This is a genomic window from Rhodococcus sp. NPDC056743 (assembly GCF_042790355.1).
Classification (GTDB): Bacteria; Actinomycetota; Actinomycetes; order Mycobacteriales; family Mycobacteriaceae; genus Rhodococcus_F.
On the sequence record NZ_JBHTZI010000002.1, the window covers coordinates 495,126 to 517,995 of the forward strand.

Annotated in this window: 21 protein-coding genes; 9 read left to right on the top strand and 12 right to left on the bottom strand. The window is 59.6% G+C overall.

Annotation, left to right across the window (positions count from 1 at the left end; all coding sequences use genetic code 11):
• Positions 1 to 22: 22 nt before the first annotated feature.
• On the top strand, positions 23 to 130 hold the full coding sequence (locus tag ACFRFQ_RS06875) for a class III lanthipeptide (RefSeq protein ID WP_378654763.1): 108 nt from the start codon (positions 23 to 25) through the stop codon (positions 128 to 130).
• A 55-nt stretch (positions 131 to 185) separates the two neighbouring features.
• Here the strand turns inward: ACFRFQ_RS06875 and ACFRFQ_RS06880 are convergent, their stop codons facing one another.
• The 4 genes from ACFRFQ_RS06880 to ACFRFQ_RS06895 all read right to left on the bottom strand — a co-directional run bounded on the left by ACFRFQ_RS06880 (position 186) and on the right by ACFRFQ_RS06895 (position 4,550).
• Entirely contained in the window at positions 186 to 857 is a 672-nt protein-coding gene (locus ACFRFQ_RS06880; RefSeq protein WP_378654766.1) for a response regulator, read from the bottom strand.
• Positions 854 to 2,023, bottom strand: coding sequence for a sensor histidine kinase (locus ACFRFQ_RS06885; RefSeq protein WP_378654769.1), 1,170 nt, complete (start codon positions 2,021 to 2,023; stop codon positions 854 to 856). The genes ACFRFQ_RS06880 and ACFRFQ_RS06885 overlap by 4 nt, the downstream gene beginning before the upstream one ends.
• A 233-nt stretch (positions 2,024 to 2,256) precedes the next feature.
• Positions 2,257 to 3,459: a sensor histidine kinase gene (locus ACFRFQ_RS06890; protein WP_378654772.1), complete on the bottom strand. Its 1,203-nt coding sequence runs from the start codon at positions 3,457 to 3,459 to the stop codon at positions 2,257 to 2,259.
• 242 nt (positions 3,460 to 3,701) lie between these two features.
• A complete protein-coding gene (locus ACFRFQ_RS06895) occupies positions 3,702 to 4,550 on the bottom strand; it encodes an SDR family oxidoreductase (protein WP_378654775.1) in 849 nt (282 codons plus the stop codon).
• Between the two features lie 275 nt (positions 4,551 to 4,825).
• Between ACFRFQ_RS06895 and ACFRFQ_RS06900 the strand changes: the two genes are divergently transcribed.
• The 4 genes from ACFRFQ_RS06900 (at position 4,826) to ACFRFQ_RS06915 (ending at position 9,366) form a co-directional block, all read left to right on the top strand.
• A complete protein-coding gene (locus ACFRFQ_RS06900; RefSeq protein WP_378654777.1) occupies positions 4,826 to 5,851 on the top strand; it encodes a diiron oxygenase in 1,026 nt (341 codons plus the stop codon).
• A 39-nt stretch (positions 5,852 to 5,890) separates the two neighbouring features.
• A complete protein-coding gene (locus ACFRFQ_RS06905) occupies positions 5,891 to 7,588 on the top strand; it encodes an FAD-dependent oxidoreductase (RefSeq protein ID WP_378654780.1) in 1,698 nt (565 codons plus the stop codon).
• A 114-nt stretch (positions 7,589 to 7,702) separates the two neighbouring features.
• Entirely contained in the window at positions 7,703 to 8,179 is a 477-nt protein-coding gene (locus ACFRFQ_RS06910) for a Zn-ribbon domain-containing OB-fold protein (protein WP_378654783.1), read from the top strand.
• Entirely contained in the window at positions 8,176 to 9,366 is a 1,191-nt protein-coding gene (locus tag ACFRFQ_RS06915; protein WP_033233703.1) for a lipid-transfer protein, read from the top strand. The genes ACFRFQ_RS06910 and ACFRFQ_RS06915 overlap by 4 nt, the downstream gene beginning before the upstream one ends.
• Positions 9,367 to 9,410: 44 nt before the next feature.
• Here the strand turns inward: ACFRFQ_RS06915 and ACFRFQ_RS06920 are convergent, their stop codons facing one another.
• Positions 9,411 to 10,217, bottom strand: a complete 807-nt coding sequence (locus ACFRFQ_RS06920) for an alpha/beta fold hydrolase (protein WP_378654785.1) — start codon at positions 10,215 to 10,217, stop codon at positions 9,411 to 9,413.
• 112 nt (positions 10,218 to 10,329) lie between these two features.
• Positions 10,330 to 10,992 (bottom strand): ankyrin repeat domain-containing protein, encoded by a 663-nt coding sequence (locus tag ACFRFQ_RS06925; protein ID WP_378654788.1) that lies wholly within the window; start codon positions 10,990 to 10,992, stop codon positions 10,330 to 10,332.
• Between the two features lie 163 nt (positions 10,993 to 11,155).
• Here ACFRFQ_RS06925 and ACFRFQ_RS06930 point away from each other — a divergent pair, with 163 nt between their 5' ends.
• Positions 11,156 to 13,789 carry a LuxR C-terminal-related transcriptional regulator gene (locus ACFRFQ_RS06930; protein WP_378654790.1) on the top strand — a complete coding sequence of 878 codons (2,634 nt, stop codon included), beginning with the start codon at positions 11,156 to 11,158 and terminating at the stop codon, positions 13,787 to 13,789.
• Positions 13,790 to 13,805: 16 nt separating this feature from the next.
• Positions 13,806 to 14,633 (top strand): hypothetical protein, encoded by an 828-nt coding sequence (locus ACFRFQ_RS06935; RefSeq protein WP_378654793.1) that lies wholly within the window; start codon positions 13,806 to 13,808, stop codon positions 14,631 to 14,633.
• A 28-nt stretch (positions 14,634 to 14,661) separates the two neighbouring features.
• Here ACFRFQ_RS06935 and ACFRFQ_RS06940 read toward each other — a convergent pair whose 3' ends face one another.
• From ACFRFQ_RS06940 to ACFRFQ_RS06950, 3 genes are read right to left on the bottom strand one after another with little or no spacing between them, the layout of a single operon-like run.
• Positions 14,662 to 16,383 carry a SulP family inorganic anion transporter gene (locus tag ACFRFQ_RS06940; RefSeq protein WP_378654796.1) on the bottom strand — a complete coding sequence of 574 codons (1,722 nt, stop codon included), beginning with the start codon at positions 16,381 to 16,383 and terminating at the stop codon, positions 14,662 to 14,664.
• Positions 16,380 to 17,093: a GAP family protein gene (locus tag ACFRFQ_RS06945; RefSeq protein WP_378654799.1), complete on the bottom strand. Its 714-nt coding sequence runs from the start codon at positions 17,091 to 17,093 to the stop codon at positions 16,380 to 16,382. Before ACFRFQ_RS06945 ends, ACFRFQ_RS06940 begins: the two co-directional genes overlap by 4 nt.
• 16 nt (positions 17,094 to 17,109) lie before the next feature.
• Positions 17,110 to 17,766 (bottom strand): GAP family protein, encoded by a 657-nt coding sequence (locus ACFRFQ_RS06950; RefSeq protein ID WP_378654801.1) that lies wholly within the window; start codon positions 17,764 to 17,766, stop codon positions 17,110 to 17,112.
• Between the two features lie 198 nt (positions 17,767 to 17,964).
• On the opposite strand from ACFRFQ_RS06950, the gene ACFRFQ_RS06955 reads away from it, so the two are divergent.
• Positions 17,965 to 18,177 (top strand): hypothetical protein, encoded by a 213-nt coding sequence (locus ACFRFQ_RS06955; protein ID WP_378654804.1) that lies wholly within the window; start codon positions 17,965 to 17,967, stop codon positions 18,175 to 18,177.
• Positions 18,178 to 18,263: 86 nt separating this feature from the next.
• Here the strand turns inward: ACFRFQ_RS06955 and ACFRFQ_RS06960 are convergent, their stop codons facing one another.
• Positions 18,264 to 18,674 carry a hypothetical protein gene (locus ACFRFQ_RS06960; RefSeq protein ID WP_378654807.1) on the bottom strand — a complete coding sequence of 137 codons (411 nt, stop codon included), beginning with the start codon at positions 18,672 to 18,674 and terminating at the stop codon, positions 18,264 to 18,266.
• Positions 18,675 to 18,789: 115 nt separating this feature from the next.
• On the bottom strand, positions 18,790 to 20,751 hold the full coding sequence (locus ACFRFQ_RS06965; protein ID WP_378654810.1) for a BTAD domain-containing putative transcriptional regulator: 1,962 nt from the start codon (positions 20,749 to 20,751) through the stop codon (positions 18,790 to 18,792).
• A gap of 82 nt (positions 20,752 to 20,833) precedes the next feature.
• Here ACFRFQ_RS06965 and ACFRFQ_RS06970 point away from each other — a divergent pair, with 82 nt between their 5' ends.
• Positions 20,834 to 21,712 (top strand): alpha/beta fold hydrolase, encoded by an 879-nt coding sequence (locus ACFRFQ_RS06970; protein ID WP_378654813.1) that lies wholly within the window; start codon positions 20,834 to 20,836, stop codon positions 21,710 to 21,712.
• 3 nt (positions 21,713 to 21,715) lie between these two features.
• Here ACFRFQ_RS06970 and ACFRFQ_RS06975 read toward each other — a convergent pair whose 3' ends face one another.
• Positions 21,716 to 22,693, bottom strand: a complete 978-nt coding sequence (locus ACFRFQ_RS06975) for an ABC transporter substrate-binding protein (protein WP_378654815.1) — start codon at positions 22,691 to 22,693, stop codon at positions 21,716 to 21,718.
• Positions 22,694 to 22,870 lie beyond the last annotated feature (177 nt).

The following is a 22,870-nucleotide window of genomic DNA, read 5'->3' on the forward strand; positions in this document are numbered from 1 at the left end:
CTAGAATGAAAGGTTGTTCGCAATGCAGTCCATTCTCGAGTTGCAAGAGTTAATCGAATCCGGAGACACTACGGGACTAGCAAATGATCCCGTAGCTTCTTGGAGCACATTGAGTTTCTCGATCTGCTAGCACTGCATGACCAATGGCTGGACTATAAAATTCCAGCCATTGGCCAGCGGCCAAATTACAAACTTCGAAACTCGACCACACCTTGCTTATACGCCCAGATCGCAGTCTGTAGGCGACTCTTCGTTCCAATCTTGTTAGATATACGACCGAGATGCGACTTGATGGTAGATACTTCGATACGCAATTCGTTTGAAATCTCTTCATTACTCATACCCCTCGCAAGACACTGAACGATTTCAGATTCCCGGGAAGTCAGGGCATTCGCAGTAACTCCATCGGGTTGAGCATTCTCAATTGCCACAGTCGAACGGCGTCCAAATTCCCGCGTCAGGCTACCTAATAAACTCGGACTGATAGGCGTACCTCCATTGTGCGAACAGTAGATCGCATGAGCCAGATCGCCAGGCCACGCATCTTTCAGCATAAATCCCGAAACGCCGAAATCTATTGCCGAATACAAATAGTCATCATGGCCGAATGTCGTAATAATTATGATCTTCTGGTTTGGCTGATCGGAAAGAATTACTTTCGCCGCCGAGAGTCCATCTCCGTTCGGCATGCGAATATCCATCAGAATAACGTCCGGATTGAGTCGATTAGACTGATGAATAGCACTCGGACCCGAGTCGGCCTCACCCACTACGCTTATATCTGGATAGTTAGTTAAGAAAAGCTTCAATCCACGCCTGACTACGGGCTGGTCGTCTACTATCAGAACGGTAATCATCGTCGAATCGTTCTTTCTAGCGGTACTGAAGCCTGGACTATCCAAGTTCCTCTAATTGAGTATCCAGCACCAAAGGTGCCGCCCAAGTATTCGGCACGCTCCTTTAGGCCAACCAATCCAAGCCCATGCCGATTCGTGTCGTTTTCGAGCGATTGTCCGGGACCGTTTTCGACACAAATTTTGATACTATCGAAATCGCGTTTTATTGATACAACGGCACGACTTCCGTGTGCGTGACGGAGCACATTTGACAGACTTTCTTGAACTATTCGATAACACGATACTTGTATTGCACTTTCGATGTCCCATAATTGACCACTGATGTCAGCCGCTACTGTGAGCCCCGATCGTCGACATCCGTCAATAAGACTAGATATCGATTGGATTGAAGGTTGTGGAACTTGAGGTCTTGTCGGTTCGATCCGCAATACATCGACAAGTTGACGCAGACTCCGAAGCGCACACTCGCCTTGATCTACAACACCGACAAGGAGATCTTTTACCTCTTCAGGGGCTGTATCGAAGATCTCGACAGCAGCTTTTCCTTGGATCATCACAGCCGTCAGATGATGCGCAGAAACATCGTGCAACTCGCGGGCCATGCGCGTTCGCTCTTCTACCACAGCTTTTTGCACAGCCAAGTCTCGCTCTTGCTTTAATTGTCGAATCCTGACTTCGTCGACCAAGCTGTGCCGCCGTTGATTCCGGACAACTCTTCCCAAAGCAATGACAATTCCATAACTAACAACAGCATTCACCAGCGGCTGAAGTGCCAGCGCCAAAGAATCAGCGAGCGAAAGATTCGAACCCATATCAATAATTCGAAGATAAGTGCTGACCATAGCGTCAGAACATAACCCAAGAAATGCGCCAGCGAAGAAAGGCCTATCATTGACTTGAATGGAGAAGGTAAGAATCGATATCCAATAAAGGGGTGTCACGGCCGCAGCACGATCGCCTAGAACCAGTGCTAGCACGATCATCGCCCCAACACTTACTGCAAACGAAGCGACTGGGTGTTTTCGCATTCTCGCCATCACAAATGTATTGATCGCAATCACCAATGCAGGACCGAGGAGTTGCTTGTAATCAAGCTGTGAATTCTCATCCTTCGGAAATGTGTCGCCGATCAGCAGCGTAACTACAAGATATGCCAGACTCAGCACTCCTGTCAGAATAATCGAAGCAAGGCGTATGTGCGATCTCCTTGGGGCTGAAGCACTCCTCCACGAGTCCCACGTGGCTGTTTTCTCGGCGGCGTCATTTTCCGCCTCACTAACCACACTGGAGTAAGTCACCGGCACGTCCCTCCGCGAAGGATTGAACTCTGTAGCGTGACTCAAGCTATCAATCGGACAGACGTCCTGGATGAATTTTGCCCGATTTTGCCGCGAAGCTACTAGCCGATGATCTGCCCGGCAGTGGGAATGACCGCCTTTACCGTCCAACCGTTGTCATTGGGGCCGGCGAGAAGGGATCCGCCCAGAAGGGTGACGCGTTCACGCATCCCCGAGATCCCCAAACTCTGGCCATCCGTCGCGGGCGTTACCCTGCCGGCAATATTGGTGACGTCGACGCTGATCGAATCTCGCTCACGACGCAAGGTGACCTTGGCGGAACTCTCCGGCGCGTGGCGGAGAATGTTCGACAACGCCTCCTGCACAACTCGATAGGACGATAGCTGCACGGCACTGTCGAGTTCGGTAAAACTATCCTCCAGATCAAGTTCCAAAGACGGAATGGACGCGCGGCAGCCTTCCACCAGTTCCGGGATGTCGGCGATCATCGGTTGCGGGTACTTGGGATCAGCTTCTCCCAACCGCAGAATCCCCACAGTTTGACGCAAACTGTTCAGAGCGCGATCACCATGATCGATCACGCCTCCCAGCAGCGCCTTCGCTTGAGTGGGGTTGGAGGAGAACAATTTGTCCGCCGACCTGGCTTGGATAAGCAGACCAGTGAGGTGATGTGCGGCGACGTCGTGCAGTTCGCGCGCCATATTCTGGCGTTCCTCGGTGATCGCATCGCTTATTCGGGCTTCACTGTTCAGTTGCACCTGCTCGATGGCAGCGGCACTGGCGGACGTTTGCCACCGATATCTCTGCACAACTTTCCCGATGGCGATCATGAGCACGTAACTGGTCAATATGTTCACAACGGGCGCTAACAAGAACTCGGGCAACTCCCCTGCCGGAACCTGAGCAAGCGTCATGCTTTCACCTACGGCGGTTACTCGAAATCTGGTTGTCATCCACAAATCCGTGAGCATTCCGACAATTGTCAGGAGCACCAATCGACTTCCCGTAGTTCTCCCAGCCATAGCTATGATCGCAAACCAGTACAGCGGAGTGGCCGCTGCTATTCGATCCTCGAGCAGCAGGGCCAGAGCGACAGTGCCGGCGAGGGCCAGAAGATACATCCACACCGGATACCGCCGACGGAAACATGCGCCCACCGTCAAAACAGCCAGAATCAGCACTGTCGTGATGAGAACGCCCGGGTCGCCCACGGCCAGCTCCCCCGAATAGCCACTACCCCGCGCCACCGACCAGGTTGCACCGAGCACCCACACGACGCTGAGAATTCCGGCAGTGACCGCCAAGACGGCTGGGTTCCGCGATAGAATTTCGCGAGCATGCAGCGAAATCTCCCTGACCCGCGCCGGTTTCCGGCGAATGTCTGCCACTGGTTAATTCCCCTCTAATATGATGCTATTTTCAAGATATTACGCATTCGCCCGCTTCAAATTATGCTCATACGCGCAGCCATATGGGCGATATTCGACGATTGTGCAAATCTCGACAATCAGATTCAGCGTTCAGGAAATTCGGCGGCATAGCTATTTCATATTCCAGACCTTCGCACGAAAGCATCTGTCGCAGAAGGCGATACAGCACCGATAATTCTCAGAAGTCCTGCATAACGTGGATACAACTCGATCGGCCGCGTTTCGATTGCCCGCAGAATCCATGACGCAGCCTGATCCGCCGTCAATGCCGGTTGGCTGACGTAATCGGCGGTGGGCGCGATCATCGGAGTGCGAATCAGCGGAAATTGCACGGTACTGACATCAACTCCTGTGCCATGACATTCGGCGCCGAGACTACGCCCGAAGGCACTGAGCGCGGACTTCGACGCGTGATACGCGCTGAACCTAGGCATCACGCCGGCGCTCACACCCCACGTGCCGACGTTGACGATATGACCGGAACCGGCCTCGAGCATCGGCGGCAGGAGTCGAAGGGTCAGTCGCGCCGGACCGAAGTAGTTGAGCGCCATAGTGCGCTCGTAGTCGTGGAACCGTTCCACGGAATCAGCAGCGCTGCGACGGATCGAGCGACCCGCGTTGTTGATCAGAACATCGACGGTCCCGAACCGGTCACCTATCGCGTCGGCCAATTCGTCGACGCTTTCGCCGTTCGAGAGATCCGCAGGCATGACGTGTGCCCACCCTCCCGCTCGGTGAATGTCGTCACGCACTCGTTCGAGCTCGTCACGGCCTCGGGCAACCAGGATCATCTCGGCGCCGCGAGCCGCCAACTTGTGCGCGGTTGCCTCTCCGATGCCGGACGACGCCCCGGTCAGCACAATGGTTTTCTCCGAAAGGTCGACGCCGGGCAACGGAAGCAGCGAACGAAGCCTCATGGGCGGGTTCAACACGAAATTACCCACAAGCCTGCTGATCATCGTCATCGCCCGTCCTTATCTGTAGGTCCACGAGATTACCGAGCAGTAAGTTATTGCGCGCCCATTTGCTCCTGGATCCTCTTCTGGCGACAGGCCCACAAAGCTACTCATCAGTAGGTCACGTCGTTGGTCATCTTCGAACTGTCTGGGACTAGCTTTTCCTGATACCTGTGGTTACATTAAAGCCAGACCGAGTGCCTGCGATCACACCAACCGGCCCTCGATACCACCGAAACCGCACGTAAGACCAGCGGTGACCGCGACGAAGAGGGAGACGCAACATGACGCTCACTACGCCGTTCAACAAGAACATGCCGTTCGACAAGAACGCTGAAGCATCCGACGACACGTACAACGAGACCCTTCGCCTCCTGTCCGAGGGATCCGTGAACAAGCACTTCGATCCGTATCTGGACATCGATTGGGACTCCCCCGAGTTTGCGGTCACACCGGGCGATACTCGTTGGATCCTCCCGGCCGAGACGGATCCGCTCGGCGCTCATCCGTGGTACCAAGCGCAGTCGATCGACAAGCAAATCGAAATCGGGATGTGGCGTCAGGCCAACGTCGCGAAGGTCGGCCTGCAGTTCGAGAACATCTTGATCCGCGGCATGATGCAGTACGTTTTCGCACTGCCCAACCAGTCAGCCGAGGCTCGGTACTGCACTCATGAGTCCGTCGAAGAGTGCAACCACACCATGATGTTCCAGGAAATGGTGAATCGTATCGGCGCTGACGCTCCGGGCATGAATCGCGCAATGCGCATGCTGGCGCCGTTCATTCCGCTTGCTGCCGGCCCCTTTCCTGAACTCTTCTTCGTCGGTGTCCTTGCAGGCGAAGAACCTATCGACCACATCCAGAAGAGCATCCTGCGCTCCGGGGGCGATATCCATCCGATCATGGCTTCCGTCATGGCAATTCACGTTGCCGAAGAAGCGCGTCACATCTCGTTTGCGCACAAGCTCCTGAGCCGACGCATTCCACTGATGTCACGGCCGAGTCGCTTTGTCCTCTCACTCCTTTTCCCGATCACCATGCGAATTCTGTGCGATGCCATCGTGATTCCGCCGAAGACTTTCTGGAATCAGTTCGACATCCCGAAGTCCGTCAAGAAGGACCTGTTCTGGGAGCTACCGGAATCACGTCAGACGCTGCGTAATTACTTCGGTGACGTCCGCATGCTCGCGACCGAGACAGGTCTGATGAACCGCGCATCACGATTGGTGTGGAAGGCCTGCAAGATGGACGGCCGCGCATCACGATTCCGCAGCGAACCCCACCGCAGCGCACACAACGCTGCCGCATAAGAAACACTGCCGTATTAGCCGAGATCGGACCCTACCGCCATGCCACACGTAGTCACGCAGTCCTGCTGCAGCGACGCCTCGTGCGTCTACGCCTGCCCGGTCAACTGCATTCATCCGACGCCGGACGAACCGGATTTTCTCACCGCCGAGATGTTGCACATCGATCCACAGGCCTGTGTCGACTGCGGCGCATGCGTCTCTGCCTGCCCGGTCGACGCTATCGTTCCCGAGTCGAAACTAGCTGAGCCGCAACGGGTTTTCCTCTCGATCAATGCGGATTTCTACAAGGAGCAGCGGCCCCGCCCGCTACTGGCCAAGGTGATCCCAGCCGCGACTGTCGACCAGGGGCGTCCACCGCTGCGAGTGGCGATCGTCGGCTCCGGTCCGTCAGCGATGTACGCGGCGGACGAGTTGCTGACACAGCCCGGCGTGCAGGTCAATGTCTTCGACCGGCTACCCGTTCCCTACGGCTTGGTCCGCGCCGGCGTGGCACCCGATCATCAGAAGACCAAACAGGTGACGCGACTCTTCGACAAGATCGCCGCGCAGCGGGGTTTCGAGTTCTATCTCAACGTGGAGGTCGGTCAACACGTAACTCACGACGAACTCCTCGAGAATCATCATGCCGTCCTCTACGCCGTCGGCGCTTCCAAGGACCGCGGCCTGGGCATCCCTGGCGCCGACCTCGCGGGAACTGCGTCGGCCACCGATTTCGTGGCCTGGTACAACGGTCATCCCGATCATGTCGACGACGTCTTCGACCTCTCACATCGGCGGGCCGTCATCATCGGAAACGGCAACGTCGCGCTCGATGTCGCCCGCATTCTGACGGCAGATCCCGAAAAGCTGGCCGGCACCGATATCTCGGCCCACGCGCTCGCAGCATTGCGGAAGAGCCGCGTCGAAGAGGTAGTGATCGTCGGCCGACGCGGAATTGCGCAATCCGCCTTCACGGTTCCCGAATTCACCGGCCTGATGGCGCTACCGGATATCGAACTGTCCGTCGGACCGGATGACATGGTCCTCGATCCGATTACCGAGAAAGCCGACTCACTGCCGCACGCTGTCGAACAGAAACTCCGACTCCTCGAGGCGCTGAAGAATCGTGATCACGTCGAAGTCGGAAGCAAACGCATCACCTTGCGCTACCTCCTGACGCCAACCGCGATTTCCGGCGAGGATCGCGTCACCGGGGTCGAGTTCAATCGCAACACGCTGGTCGACGCCGAGGGAATTGTCCGCATCGAAGCCAACGGCGACACGGAAACAATCGACGCCGGTCTGGTTCTCACGTCCATCGGATATCGAGGTGTGCCCATCGACGGTGTTCCATTCGACGACAGGGCCTCGGTGATCCCGAATGAGGGAGGCCGCGTCACAGGCGCACCCGGCGTGTTCGCGACGGGCTGGATCAAGCGCGGACCCAGCGGCTACATCGGCACCAACAAATCCTGCGCCCAGGAAACCGTCCGCATGCTCGTCGACGACTTCAACCACGGACGTCTACACACCCCGACCCCCGACGCAGCTGCCCTCGATCGGCTCGTCCGGGCGCGACAAAATGCCGTCGTCGATCGCGCCGGTTGGCATGCAATCGACAAAGCCGAAGTTGATCGCGGCGCCGCGCACGGACGCGTTCGGGAGAAGATCCTCGACCAGGGTGAAGTGTCGTCCATCGTCAAAGCCGCACGCCAGGTGAAACCTCCGCGTCGAACGCTCTGGAAAGCGTCCCACTGACCGAAAATTTCGCCCCATCTGCGCTGCTTATCGTGTAATACTGCAACCTGTTCCAGTAAGCGGCACAGCGGGCCACGATCCTCGGATCCGGCACGCCCACCAGATGAGGTTTGCATGAGCGAGACTGCAACGTCGGCACCGAGCGGCAGCGTGACACCTGCGGTGGAGGGTTGGTTCACCACCGGCCCCGAACCGGCTCTGATCGGCACGAAGTGCCAATCCTGCGGCACCATTTCCTTCCCGCGCGAGAGCACGTTCTGCAAGAACCCGAGCTGCTCGGGAGAAGAGTTCGGCGACGTCGAACTCTCCCGCCGCGGCACGGTCTGGTCGTACACCGACGCGCAGTACCAGCCGCCGCCGCCGTACATCCCCAGCTCCGACCCGTACGTGCCGTTTGCACTGGCCGCAGTCGAATTGCCCGAGGGCATTGTCATCCTCGGCCAGGTAGCCGACGGATTCGGCGTCGACGATCTCAAGGTCGGCAATACCGTCGAATTGGTCGTCGAGCCGCTGTACACCGACGAAACCGGAGTTCGTACGACGTGGCGCTGGAAGCCTGTCGCCGCAGCTGATCAGGAGTCGCAGTCATGAGCAAGGACGTTGCAGTACTCGGTGTAGGTATGCACCCGTGGGGCAAGTGGGGCCAGTCATTCGTGAAGTACGGCGTTGCCGCCGCTCGCGCCGCCCTCGCTGATTCGGGTGTCGACTGGAAAGACGTCGATTTCATCGTCGGCGGCGAAACCGTCCGCAACGGATACGGCGGATACGTAGCCGGAGCCACCTTCGCTCAGGCGCTCGGCTGGAACGGCGCCCGCGTCGCCACGTCGTACGCAGCGTGCGCAACGGGTGCGCAGGCACTCGACACCGCTCGCGCCCGGATCCTGGCCGGCCTCAGCGAGGTTGCTCTGGTCGTCGGCGCGGACACCACCCCCAAAGGCTTCCTCGCACCCGTCGCCGGCGAGCGGTGGGACGACCCGGACTGGCTGCGCTTCCGCCTCATGGGCATGACCAACCCGGCATACTTCGCACTCAATGCGCGTCGACGCATCGATCTGTACGGCGCCACCGCCGAGGACTTCGCCAACGTGAAGGTGAAGAACGCCAAGCACGGTCTGAGCAACCCCAACGCGCGCTACCGCAAGGAAGTCACCGTCGAAAACGTGCTGGCATCCCCCGTGGTGTCCAACCCGCTGCACTTGCTCGACATCTGCGCCACCTCCGACGGCGGCGCAGCCATCCTGCTGACGTCGATGGAATACGCCCGCAAGATGGGTATCGCGGAACCTGTTCGCATCAAGGCGATTTCGACGGTCACTCCGACGTTCCCGCAGACGATCATGGACATGCCGAACTTCTCGACCGACTCCAGCTCCGCTGTGTCGGCTCCCGAGCGCACGTTCAAGGAATCCATCGGCTACGCAGCGTACGAGGAAGCCGGCATCTCACCCGAGGACGTCGACGTCGCCGAGGTGTACGACCTCGCCACGTCCGTCGAACTCGACTGGATCGAAGATCTCGCACTGTGCAAGCGCGGCGAGGCCGAACATCTCTTGCGTGCAGGCGACACCACCATCGGTGGCCGCATCCCGGTGAATCCGTCCGGTGGCCTCGCCTGCTTCGGTGAAGCTGTTCCCGCACAGGCACTTGCGCAGGTGTGCGAGCTCACCTGGCAGCTGCGCGGACAAGCCGAAGGCCGTCAGGTCGAAGGCGCTCGCATCGGCATCACCGCTAACCAGGGCCTCTTCGGCCACGGTTCCTCGGTGATCGTTTCGGCTTAACCTGCACTACCTTTAACCCGCTCTACCTCGTGGCGGTCGCACACTTAACTGTGAGCGGCCGCCACGATCACGTCTGCGACTGCATTGGGCTGTGAGACCAGCGACGCGTGCGACGTGGGAAGTTCACTGGTGTTCGCACCCATTCGATTGGCCATGAACCGTTGCGCGGCAGGCGGAATCACTCGATCGTCACCGGCCACGAGGTACCACGTCGGGGTATTCGCCCACGACGGCGAACCACTCGGTTCCAGGTTGGCCCACAGCGCGATCGACTTCTGATGCGCCAACATCGTTGCTGCGGTTTCCTCGGAGACGTCCTGCGCAAAGACCGAATGAAAGTACTCGTCTGTCACATATCCGTCGAGGTTTTTGCCACCTATCGCATGCGCGTCGTCGACGACCTTCACAGCCAGTGCCGGAGGAAGCAATTGACTTCCCGGGAAGCGAATCGGGTCGATCGTGATCTGAACCGGCTCACCCTGCATCGGCGCGAACGCCGCGATGTACACCATCGACTGCACGTTGGGATTGTGGACATTGGTGATCACGGCGCCGCCGTACGAATGCCCTACCAGGACAACCGGGCCGTCGATATCCGCTACGGTCTTCTCGATCACGGCCGCGTCGTACGACGGCCCCCGCAGCGGATTATCCGGCGTCACAACCTCATAGCCTCGCGAGCGTAAATCGACAGCCACACCGTCCCAACTTGTTGCGTCGGCAAAAGCCCCGTGGACCAAGACCACGGTGGGCTGGGGCGCGGCACTCGCGCCGCCGGAACCGAGAACGATTCCGGTACTCGACAACACCACTACCGACAGAATTGCAGTGAATACACGGGAAATCTTCATGTGTTTCCTTCGAGTCGGATGGGGCGATCACTTCGGGCGAGACATCAAGCCCAGCGGGGATACCCCTATTCCACCGACTGAAACCGACGGGTCAGAACTCCGTGTTGTGCCGTCAGCGTCGCGAAGTCAGCAGTGCAACTACATCGGTCTGGCCACGATTCTGAGCATTCTCCAACGCAGTCCGCCCCTGTGCGTCCTTGATGTTCTGATCCGCCCCGGCGTCGAGCAGTTGTGTGATCACGTCGAGGTAGCGCGGCGAGCCGTCACCGTAGACCACGGCCTCGAGCAGTGCCGTCCACCCCGGGTCGTTGACATGATTGACAGGCACTCCCGCCGCGATCAGCATCCGAACGGTGTCGACGTGAGCGTGCTCGCTGGCGGGAATCAAGGCGGTACCACCGAATCGGTTGACACTGTCGACATCCGCCCCGTGACTGAGTGTCAACGCGAGGATCTCGTTCAACCCTTCCGCTCCGGCGTACAGGAAGGCCGAATCTTGAATGGAATCCTTGGCGTTCACGTCAGCGCCGGCCAGGATCAGGGCGGTTGCTACCTCCACGTCGTTGGCCTTGGTGGCCCTGATCAACGCACGCTCGGATTCTGGGGTCGACTGGGCCGGGGTAACAGGTGGCTCAGAGACCTCAGCCGGCGCAGACGACGAGAGTGCAGATGAAGATGTTGCGGAAGGCGACGTTGCAGGTGACGCCGCCGAACCGCAGGCGGCCCCGGCGAGAACAACACCAATAGCAAGAACGATTCCGGGCATCCGCTTCACGGCTCACAGTGTTCCACACGCGAAAGATCGCAATCGCTCGCGGCGGGACCTTGGTCACCACCTTTGCGTCGGCTGATTAACCAAAGCCTCGCGTGGGTAAACCTCTCCCAGGACTACACCGATGGGACCACACCGCGTCGTACTCACCAACTTCGGGAGTTTGATGAGCAGCTCGGTTCGCGCATCCGTTTCGACGGTCAATCCGTCGGGTCCAGTCGGGACCGCGCGCGAAAACGAGAATCGATTCCGCCCTCCGTCGGCGATCTCCAACGTCATCTCGCGTCCCCGTCTGCATCGAAAGCTTTCGGCCGCACGACGCGCTCGCGCAGTGAACTTGTTGTGCGCCCCTGCCGGTGCCGGCAAGACACTACTGCTGGCCGACTGGGCACGCCAGCAATCTCCCGCAGCGATTTCTTGGCTGACGCTGGCTGAACGCGACAACAATCCACAAGTTCTGTGCACTTCCCTTGCCGAAGCGCTGGCAACGTATATCGAACCCGTCGCATGCGGTGCGCCGACACAGCTCTGGCACTCACACTTCATGAAAGCAATCGAGGCCAGCGGACATTCGATCACACTGATCCTCGATGACGTTCATGCCCTTCACGATCCGATGTCGATCAGTACCCTCGATCAGGTTCTCGCGGACGCACCACCGAATCTCACGATCATCCTCGCAGCCCGGTACGAACCTCCCTTGACCTGGCACCGACTGGCCCTCGACGGCCGTCTGACTCGATTCGAAGCACATGATCTTGCCTTCGACAGCACCGAAATCACAGTGCTACTAGGCGAATACGGCATCGACCTGGATCAACGACAACTTGCACTCATCGAATCGTTCACCAAGGGATGGGGTGCCGTGGTTCGGTTGGCAGGCACCTATCTTGCAGGACGAGGTGACACTGCCGACGCCGTCGACGAATTCACACACACCCCGAGACCGGTCGCTGATTTCCTGGTCGACGAGGTCTTGGCAGCACTCCCCACACATCTCACGACCTTCATGCTCAAGACCTCTGTCGCCGACGCATTTTCCGTCGACTTGGCAGAAGCGCTCACCGGCGAAGACGCAGTGACTGAAATCGACACACTGGTTCAGTTCAATCTGCCACTCACACGTACCGATTCGGCCGATCACACAACATGGTTCAGTTACCATCCGCTACTGCGCGAACACCTGTGCGCAGAGTTTCGCCGGGTCGATCAGAACGAGCGCATCCGAGTACACCATCAGGCTGCAACGTGGTTCGAGACGCATCAACACGAACTCGAAGCACTCGAACTCGAAGCCTCCATCGGCGATCCCGAACGTATTATCTCCTTCCTCGATCGTTGCGGCCTCGGGCTCGTTCTGGACGGTTACAGCAGCGATCTGACCCGAATACTCGAGTCCGCGCCTACCCTCGTCTCCGAGTCGCCCTGCACTCGAATGCTCCTCGCCGCCGCAGCCCTCCACGGCGGTGATGTGACCACTGCCAGGACGTACCTGAATTTCCTCGAAACCGCGTCATCCGGGCTGGATCGCGACCCGCTGTTCTGCTCGTTGCGGCTGCAGGCTCTGTACGCCGGTGCCGGTCCGGGCTTCGACACCGCATTCTCCCGACACGCCGAACGGCAACGCAGCACTGCGTCCGACATCGAAGCGTTTGCGCACCTGCAAACTGCAACCGGCTACTTCCTCGGCCGCGACTTCGAGCGCGCCAGCATCGAATACACCGAAGCCGCGGCACTCGGCATGCTTCGTGGCCGAAGCTGTTTGGTTCTGAGGGCCCTCACCGGTATCGGGTTCTCCGCCGCCATGAATGGCGACATCGAAGCGATGATCGCCCACTCCACACACGCCCTCACTTTCGCTGCCGAGCACAATCTCATGGGCACTGCGGAGTACGAGTTGGCAACATCGGTAGCAGCCCTTGGCGCGTATCTCTGCAGTTCACCAGAACTGCCGTATCGGATCCCCACAATCGAAAACTGCCGCCAGGCCGATGTTCTCGGCGTCAGCATGCCCGCCTTCGGTTGGCACAGTGTCATCACTTTCGGACTGCGTCGCCTCGATACAGCGGAAGATCGCCGCTCGACCGCCGGAGACATCCGTGACGCCATGATCAATGCGATCGAACTGGGCACCTTCTCGATCGCGACGTCCGCGCTCCTACCCGCGGTGGTCAATGTCTGTCTCTCGGTAGGTGAATTGGACTGGGCGAGCCGATTGATACACGACGCATCCCAGCAATTCGGAACCACCACTGAGGCGCACTTGGCATTGTCGTCTCTGCGACTTGCCGGCGGCAGACTCACCGAGGCGCAGGCCGAACTGACCGCCGCAGTCGATACACTCCAACACCCGTTACTCGCTCATGGCGTCTACGCATCGGTGCTGCAATCCGTCATTCATTCCGCCAATCACCAACCACGTAAAGCATTTCGATCACTACACGATGCATTGCGCGCCGCCGAGCGCGGAAACCTCCTGCGCCCCTTCCTCGACTACGGTCACGCCCTGCGAGGAATCCTTGATGATTTCACCGGGCATTTCGGAGATCAAGAACCCTTTGCCGAGCGGGTACGGGCACACGTACAACCACACGAACTTGCGATCGCTCCGATTCTGACCCCAGGCGAGTACACAGTGCTGCGCGAACTCGCTTCGGGCGACACCACGGAAGCGATCGCAGAGACGCTGTTCCTCTCGGTCAACACCATCAAGACCCACTTGCGCGGAATCTATCGCAAACTTGACGTCAGCAACCGTCGCGACGCCCTGAAAGCCGCGCGCCGTGGCGGACTCATCTGAGCGGACGCGCCGCCCGGTGCGCAGACAATTGCCCGCGCAGATCTACAACAACACCCGCGACCGTATGAAGGTGTGGGTGACCGTCACACCACGTCGACGCCTGGCATCGCGCGTCACATTCGACATTGTCGAAGTCGGATTGGCGGACAGCGCAATGACCCTCGCAGCGCAGGCATTCACATCCCTACTGCCGGTGATGATTGCCGCTTCGACCCTTCAACGTCTGCAACCACTCTCGGACGCGGCACGCGACAACCTCGGCGTCGAACTCCCCTCGGCCGACGTCAGCACAGGATCCGCAACAGCCTTCGGCATCGTTGGTCTGCTGATGTTGCTGATCAGTTCAACGTCGTATGCCCGAGCACTGGGTCGGATGTACGGGCGGATCTGGCATGTGCCGATTGCGACGCTCCGACAAGCCTGGCGGTGGCTGGCCGTCGTATTCGTCATTGCCGGTTCGGTTGCCATCGCCGCGGTGTGCCACAAGTTGGATTCGATTCCCGCCGTGGGTCGATTGCTGGGATTCGCGGCTGTCTACGGCGTATGGGCACTGGTCTGGACCTTGGTTCCCATGCTGCTGACAGCCAACCGGATGACCACTCGCATGTGTATCGGCTCAGGACTGTTGACCGCCACCGGACTGAGCGCCCTTCACGTTGCCAGTACCCTCTTCCTTCCGCGGATCACACGCACATCGCAAGACCAATTCGGCCTTCTCGGTGTGATGTTCACGCTCATCAGTTGGTTGTTCGTCTTCTCTGCGATTGTTGTCGTTGCCGGAACAATCGTGGGATCCGTTGCCCAAGACGACGGACCACTCGGGAACTGGCTGCGCCGATCGTGAACTGCAGGCCGATCACGAACTCCGGCGATCACGAACTCCGGCGATCATTGCGATCAGCCATGGCTTCCGCGACGCTCGGATAGACATCGACCTTCACGCCCCCTCCGGGAGTACCGGCGAGAACGTCCCGAAACTGCCCAACGTCGCGGGCGACACGAAACACGATGTTTCTCCGCGCCAGCGAATCCCGCAACTGTTCGAGCATTTGCGCCCCGCTCACGTCGATGAACGGTGACGTCTCGGCGTCGAGAATGATCATGGACGTGTCGTCGGTGACAAGATCGTCGATCCGGTCTCGAACATGATCGGCATTGGCAAAGAACAGTCCGGCTTCCACCCGCACGACGATCACGCCGCCGGAAGGCGTCACGTCCGAGTTCTCCTGCAGTTCCGGATGAGCACCGATATCCACCCACCGTGAGCCACTCTTCGCCAGTTCAGCCACATGCGGTTTGGAGACGCGGTAGAGAAGCAGCAGCATCGACACGGCGATTCCGATGATCAAGCCCGGCAACGTGTCGAAGATGAGCACACCGAACATGGCCGCTATTGCTGCTGCGAAGTCAGCGCGCGCCGCCACGCCGTAAATGCTGCCCAACCGCTTGGTCCACACTCGGTACAGCGCTGCGAGAGAAGAGAAGTCGACCAATTCGACCACCGCGGCGATCACCACGGCAGAGAGTGTCGCTTCGGGCAGTTTCTCGAACAACCCGGTGAGAAAGAGAAGCGTCAACACCGTCAGCACTGCAACCGTGAGCCCACTGACCTGTGTCTTGGCTCCGGCCCCACCGTTGACAGCCGTCTTGGAGAGACTGCCGTTCACCACCATGCCCGAGCACAGGCCGGCGCCCAGGTTTGCGGCACCGAGTCCAGTCAGTTCACGGTTCGCGTCGACTGTGTAACCTGCTTTGGCCGCGTAAGTCTTTGCTGCGCCCAAACCTTCGGCGAAACCGATGAGCAGCACACCGACAGCGGGCCCGATCAAGTCCAGGTAATCCTCGGCTCGCACTCCCTCCGGTAGCCCGACACTCGGCAACCCCGCGTCGATGTGGCCGACAATGTCGATCCCCCGATCGTCGAGGCCGAACAGTGCGACTGCGGTAATACCCAGCAGAACAACCAGGAGTGAGCCAGGAACCAACGGCAACCACCGTTTGACCGCCAATACCAGGGCCAGGCTGAGCAATCCGACGAAGACCGTGAGTCCGTCCACGCTCCCCAACTCACGCACCACCGCCGCGGCTTGAACGAAGAAATTACCTTCGCCCTTCTCGACACCCAGTAGCTTCGGAACCTGCCCGATGATGATGGTCAGCGCCAACCCGACGATGAAGCCCTTGAGCACCGGTTCCGAAATGAACGAGGCGATGAATCCCAACCGTACAAACCCGGCGAGCAGCCCGACCAAACCGGTGACGACGGCAAGTCCGACCGACAGGGCTACGAATCGTGAGTCGTCACCACCGGCAAAGGGAGCGATCAATGCCGCAGACAGTGCGGCGGTGGCTGACATCGGACCGACAACAAGGTGGCGTGAACTACCAGCAGCCGCATACAGAACCAGCGCGGGTACCGCCGCGTAAAGCCCGACGACGGGTGGGACGCCGGCGATGCTGGCGTATGCCAGCGCCTCCGGGACCAACACCGCCCAGACCGTGAGCCCGGCAATGATGTCGGGCCGCAGCCACGCACGCTGATAGCCCGCCAGCGAACCGAAGACAAGGGGCGTGTGAGTGTGTCGAGTGCTCATAGTCCTTGGATCCCTTTGCTGATCTGCATCGCCGCGATCAGGATCAGAAGTCCCACGTTCAGCAGATGGGTGTTGGTAGCGATCCACGTGCGAATGCGCTGCAGCGGTTCTGTTGCCTTTTCCTTCTTGATCAGAAGCAGCGCAACCGGAACTGCCACCGAGCTGGCTGACACCAGTGCGAACACCACCGCAGATGACCACTGCGCGGACGGTGCTGCGCTGCTCAATCGAAAGTTCATGGCCGCCGCTATGGCACAGGACATGTCGATGGGATTGAGGATGAAGAGTGCAAAACCGAGAATGCCGGAACGGCCGGGCGTGAAATGTTCCACCGACTGCAGCATTTTCGGCAGCTGAGGGGCCGCAGCGGCAATCTCACCGGGCCCGGTAGCCTCCGCCATTGCATGCATCCGCCGATGACTGCGGGTGTACACGAACCAGGCTCCTGCCAGAAGTACTGCTCCAAGGATCAAATGCAGGATAGGGACCCACAGCGGCGGGTGCGTCCGCTGATGAATTTGCAGCGCGGTCAGAATCGCAAACGAGACCGACAGCGACACAATGATCCCGAGGAACCACCCGATGAGATACGCGATGCTGTTGATCCGCGCTCTGTCGGAGAACAACACCGCAACCACAGCCACCACCGCCAGCGGACTCATGATGATGCCGAGCGCCAGCGGAATCTGCTGCAACAACAACGATCCCATGTCTATCTCCGCTCGGTCAGAACCCGCCGATTCCCTTACCGATCAACACAACCCCGATAACGAGTATCAGCACGCTCATCACCGTCGCGTTGTTGTCCTGCAGCCAGACCTTCAGCTCGGCCAGCGGCGTACGCAACCGATCTGCCGCTATCAGATACCCGATCACGGGTAGGCAGACAGTCGACGCCGAGATGACGGTGAAAACCGCGACAGCGATGACTATCTGTCCAGTCGGCAATGTTGCAGCGCCGATCGAGATGCCGGCGGCGATACACATCATCAGATTCTTGGGGTTGATTGCGGCCAACGCGAATCCGAGCCCGAATCCCTTGGCTGCGGTCATGTCGTCGATGGCCTGCATCCATTTGGGGGTCTCGTGTTCACCGCCACGTCCGCGCCACTGCTTTGCCCCGAACATAAGGAGGAGAACACCCAAGGCGATCTTGATCCACGAGACACCGGCTGAAGAATCGGTTGATTTCTCCAATTGATTCGACAGGAGAACGAATATCACCGTTGCAACGACGATTCCGACTATCCAGCCCAGCGCAAACCCGATGCTGGTACTTCCCGCCCGCTTGGACAGGAGCATCAGGATGGCCGCGATGATCGGAATCGGCGAGATCGCCACTCCCACCGCAAGTGGCAACAGATCTCCGATGACAGAACCCATTTCGGCCTCTTCTCTCTCTCGGTAGAGAGTAGGCAGAAGAGTCTGATCTGACATCACACGAAACGGATGAACGCAGCGTAGGCCCTTTGCGGTATGGCATTCACCCGAAGGGGATGACGTATTCATCACTCATGGAAGCGAAAATGGATGGGATACAGGCTAAGTCGATGAGTGATGACCTGATGGGAGAGAGAAACGATGACTGCTCCCACTCGCTACCAATTTCTCATCGACGGCGAAGTATCAGACCGGGTGAAGGCGGCGTTCCCCGAACTGAACGTGGCACCATCCGCCGGCGGCTACACCAGCTTGTACGGTCCCGTTGCCGATCACAGCGCGATGCGCAGCATCATGGCGCGGCTTGATTCACTGGGGCTGACCGTCGCCGAATTACGCAGACTCCCAGACTGATCGATGTTCACATGGCTGAGGCCCCGGCCGGGGGGAAGCGGTCGGGGCCACAGTGTCTTATGTGGTGATGTGTCTGATGTGACGATCTACGCGGTATCCCACGTTGCAACTGCCCAAATAACCACGATGTCAAGCGCAATCACCAGGATCGACCACATCGGGTAATACGGCAGCCACAAGAAATTCGCGATGATGGAGAGTGACGCAATCACGATTGCCGACGCTCTTGCCCATACCGCACCCGTGAAAAGGCCCAGTGCCACCAAAATTCCGATGATGCCCAGAACGATGTGGATCCAACCCCACGTCGAGATATCGAATTTGTAGGTGTAGTTGATTCCGACGACAAACAGATTGTTGTCGGCGACAGCAGCGATCCCTTGCAGGAGGGCAACGATGCCGGCAGTCAGCAGCAGAATCGCCGCTGCGAACGTCGTACCGACCGCGAACCCCTGTTTGACAGGGTGCTCGGCGGGTTCTCGTGGTGGAGCAGTCATCAGCGTTCCTTTCGACGAGAAAGCACTTCCCCCACTTAGTCTCGAGTACCCATTCAGGGAAGACATCACCCATCGCGGATGAATCCCATCCCCCCAGCGGTCACGGCCCGGGAACTCAGCTGCGCTCGCTGCACCTCGCGAGGTAGTCCGAGACCGGGCCGGCCGTGAGCATTCCACTGCCTGCGCCCGCAATTTCGCCGTCAGCGGGCAAAAGCGCAGCCCGCGCTCGCTCCATAACCTGACGGTCGCCCACAGCGACCGCGGCTGCGGCGATGAGGCACCACAGCGCTTCGGCGAGCAGGTCTTCTGGTGGGTTCGGCAACGCATTCACTGCCTCTGCGGCCTCGTTCACTTTCCCGTGCGCGAGAAGGAGGTGTGGCCGGGCCCAAGATTCGTACGGGCCCCAGTTCGTTTCGGGGTCGAATATCGCCGGTACGCCGCGCCATACCCTGAGCGTCAGAATTGCGAGCGGAAGAATTCCATCCTCGAGGCCGGGCATGCCGGAGCCGGAAAAACTGGCCGCCGCAGCTTCGTACAGCATCTCGCAGTGCGTGGCTTCCGCACCGGTAGCGGCCGTTCGCACGGCGCGGAACCAGGTGGTGAACACCGCTGCCAACGGCCGTTCGTGACGTCCGGCCAATCGATCAACTGTCTCGGCATGTAGCTCTGCCGCATCGAATTGCCCCAGTGCGCTGAGGGCATGCATGCGGATCAGATGGCCGAGGATTTCGAAGGTGGCGAGGCCGTGTCGAACGGAAAGGTCAACCAATTCACGGCCGATGCCCTCCCGCTCGGAAGCCAGGCCCGTTGTCCAGAACGTCTGCATGAACAACCCGTTCAGGGCGAAGGCCAAGAGCCCTGGATCGTCGAGGGCCCGACCGATCTGTACTGCTGCGCGGGCACATTCGAGCCCCTGATCGCCGGGCAGTCCGCGTGATTCGAGTGCGATTGTCGCCAACAGTCTGGCCCGAGCGAGTTCGTTCCCGTCAGGAAGTCGATCGATGGTGCGCTGAGCGGCGTCGATGATCTGCGCGGCCTGCCGAGGATCATCGGATCGCGTCCAGATCCCGGGCACGTCGTAGTTGCCGATAATCCGTGCGGTGAGTTCGACGTCGTCCAATTGCTCAGCAGCACTGATGATCTTCAGTCGCTGCGCTCTAGCAGTCTCCAGCCCACTTCCGCCCGCTACCGCGAGACTTCGGAGCAGGCCGACGGTTGACTCCAATCTCGACTTGGATCCTGCCGCGACAGTTCGGTCGTACTCCGCCGATACCTGAGCGAATATCTGTTCTGCCGCTCCAGGATCCAGGTAGCCCTCGCGGCGAAGAATGTCGGACTCGAGGTCGGCCAGCCGGGGACCGGGGTCGATGCCCAACTCTTCGGCGAGTAGCTTCCGGGCGCGGCGCAGGACTGCCAGAGCGTCGCCCTGACGATCGCAGCGATACAGGGCGAGAGCGAGTAGTCGCCAACCATCCTCTCGCCAAGGGTGTTCCGTCACGTGAGCATCCAGATCGGGAATCGCATCCGCGGCAAACCCGAGATCCAGTTGCGCGGAAGCGAGGCGTTCGACCGCTGTCAGGCGCAGTTCCTCCAAGCGTGATCGTTCCGAACGAACCCAAAGCTCTTCCGCGTACTCCGCATACGCCGGTCCACGCCACAGCTCGAGGGCGACTCGGAGCAGTTCGAGTGATTGCGCCGGCGCCGAATCGGCGGCTTCACGCACCAATCTTTCGAATTTCCAAGCGTCGACCGCGTCGGGTGCGGCATGAAGGGCATAGCCGGGCCCCTCGGTGACAATGGCTTTCGGCTTCGTTCGCGGCGGACGACCGGGTTCGAGCGCACGCCTCAGTGCGGAAACGAACGTACGTATTGCGCTGGTCGCACCGGCCGGAGGATCAACCCAGAGATCATCGACAATCAGGTCCACTGGAACGACGCGCCCACGAGCAACTACGAGGCGAGCGAGGACCGCTCGATGTCGTGGACCTTTGAGATCGATCGGTTCACCCGATTCGTTCCACGCAACCACCGGACCCAGAACTCCGAAATTGGGTCCGCCGACAGTGTGGTCTCGCATCTCTCCACGCTATCGCGCTCATCGAATGCTCATCGAGTGCGGCAAGGCTGATTGCCATCACCCCGACAAACGAGAGCGACCGATGACGATCACGATTCCAGGCTTCGACTACCAGCAGATTTCCACAACTGACGGCGTGCGACTCAACGTCGCCGTCGGTGGAAGGGGAACACCACTCGTTCTTCTTCACGGTTTCCCCCAGACTCACCTCATGTGGCGTCACGTGGCCACCGCATTGGCGTCGGATCACACCGTCATCTGCCCGGATCTTCGCGGATACGGTGCCAGCGACAAACCGGTGGAGGAAAACTCCGACACCTATTCCAAAAGAACAATGGCTGCCGATATTGTCACGGTGGCGAAGAAACTGGGACACGAGAAGTTCGCCCTCGTCGGCCACGATCGCGGCGCATTGGTTGCCGTCAGAGCGGGGCTGGACCATCCGGATGTGATCACGCAACTCGGTTCGTTGGACGTGCTCCCCACCTTGGATATGTGGGACATCCTGCACGGATCGGATGCCGCTGTGGCATTCCATCTCTATCTCATGGCCCAGCCACCCGGCCTCCCCGAGCAGATGATCAGCGCCAGCGCGGACGCGTTCTTCGAGTACTTTCTCGACGTGTGGACGCAGAACCGCGAAGCGATTCCGGCTGACGTGCGGGCGGAATACTTGCGCGCCTCTCGGGAGGCGGTGCCGTCGATCGTTGCCGATTACCGCGCGTCGGCCGGCATCGACATCGAACACGATCAGGCCGATCGGGATTCGGGCAACCAACTGCACATGCCGGTCACGGTCATCCAGCAGGACTGGGGTTCCATGCTCGGCTACGACGCCGAGGCTCTGTGGAAAGCGTGGGCACCCGATCTCGAGCACCGCACGCTGTCCGCAGGTCACTTCATGGCGGAAGAGGCGCCCACCGAAGTGGTCGATGCGATCCGCACCCTGCTGAAGAGGTAGTTTCTAGCGCTTGACCCCGGCCGCCAAGTCGTCGACCAGAACCTTGGCGGTCAGGGCGTATCCCGCGGCCTTGTAGTAGTCGAACGGAATCACTCGGCCGGCCTGTGCGGCGGGCAGTCGCAGCCACGTCGGCGAGGTGTACACGCTGCCGGTGGCGCTGCGATCCAAGGCGAAGATGACGTCGGCCTCTTCCAGACGGTTGAACTGCTCCGGTCCGAGCATCACGCGGAGGTCGGGGCCTTCACGCAAAACCTCGAACCCCAAGTCCTCGGCGACGGCAGTGCGGAAATCGTTCTGGAACCACGCGATCTGGTCCTCCGCGGCGGCGACAAATGCAACCTTCTTGCCGGTCATCAGTGGTTCGACAGTCGGGCGGACCTGGGCCACGTGAGCGTCGTAGTCGGCCAGCACTTCTTCGGCGCGATCACTGCGCCCGATGCCGGTGAGGAAGTCCACCATGACCTTTCGCCACTCCGGGGTGAAGTCCTTTCCGACAGGCAGGACCGGAGCGATCTGCTGCATCCGGTCGTTGCCGTACGACCCGGTGTCCCACCAACCGGCACTGAGCACAAGAAGGTCTGCGCCGAGGGTCGAAATGTATTCGAAGTTGGGATCCGAAGCACCTTCGGCAAAGATCTCGACACCAGTGGCATCCGGTACCTCGCGGCGCAAGTGCTCGGCCGCGCCGGACGGGTAAGCGGTTACCGGGTATCCGGCGAGGATCGACAATTCGAGGCCGTCCCGCGGATCGAGGGCAACCACGTTCTGCGGGTCCGTCGGAATGATCAGCTTCTCGTCGCCGCGCGTGAATTCGAAGGTCTCCGTATTTTCCGGCGTCGAACTCTCCGAACTACTGCACGCAGCGAGAAATGCAGTGGCAGCGACACCGGCTCCGATACCGAAGAATCCGCGTCGGGTCAGGTTGTCCACGATCGCCCAGTAGTCGCGATCGGCGGCGGAGGGCGCAAGGAGTCGAGTCATGCTAATTAGGTTAGCCTTAGAATCTGTCGTCAGGAATGGTGGAACAGCTCCTGTGAGCGCCAAGAAATACGGCGAATACGCCAACTGCCGCAGATGAATCCCGTAGATGAATCCCATTGCGCCGCACTCACCTCTTCAGTTCAACGGGGGAATGCGTTGGACCGAAATAGGGACGAG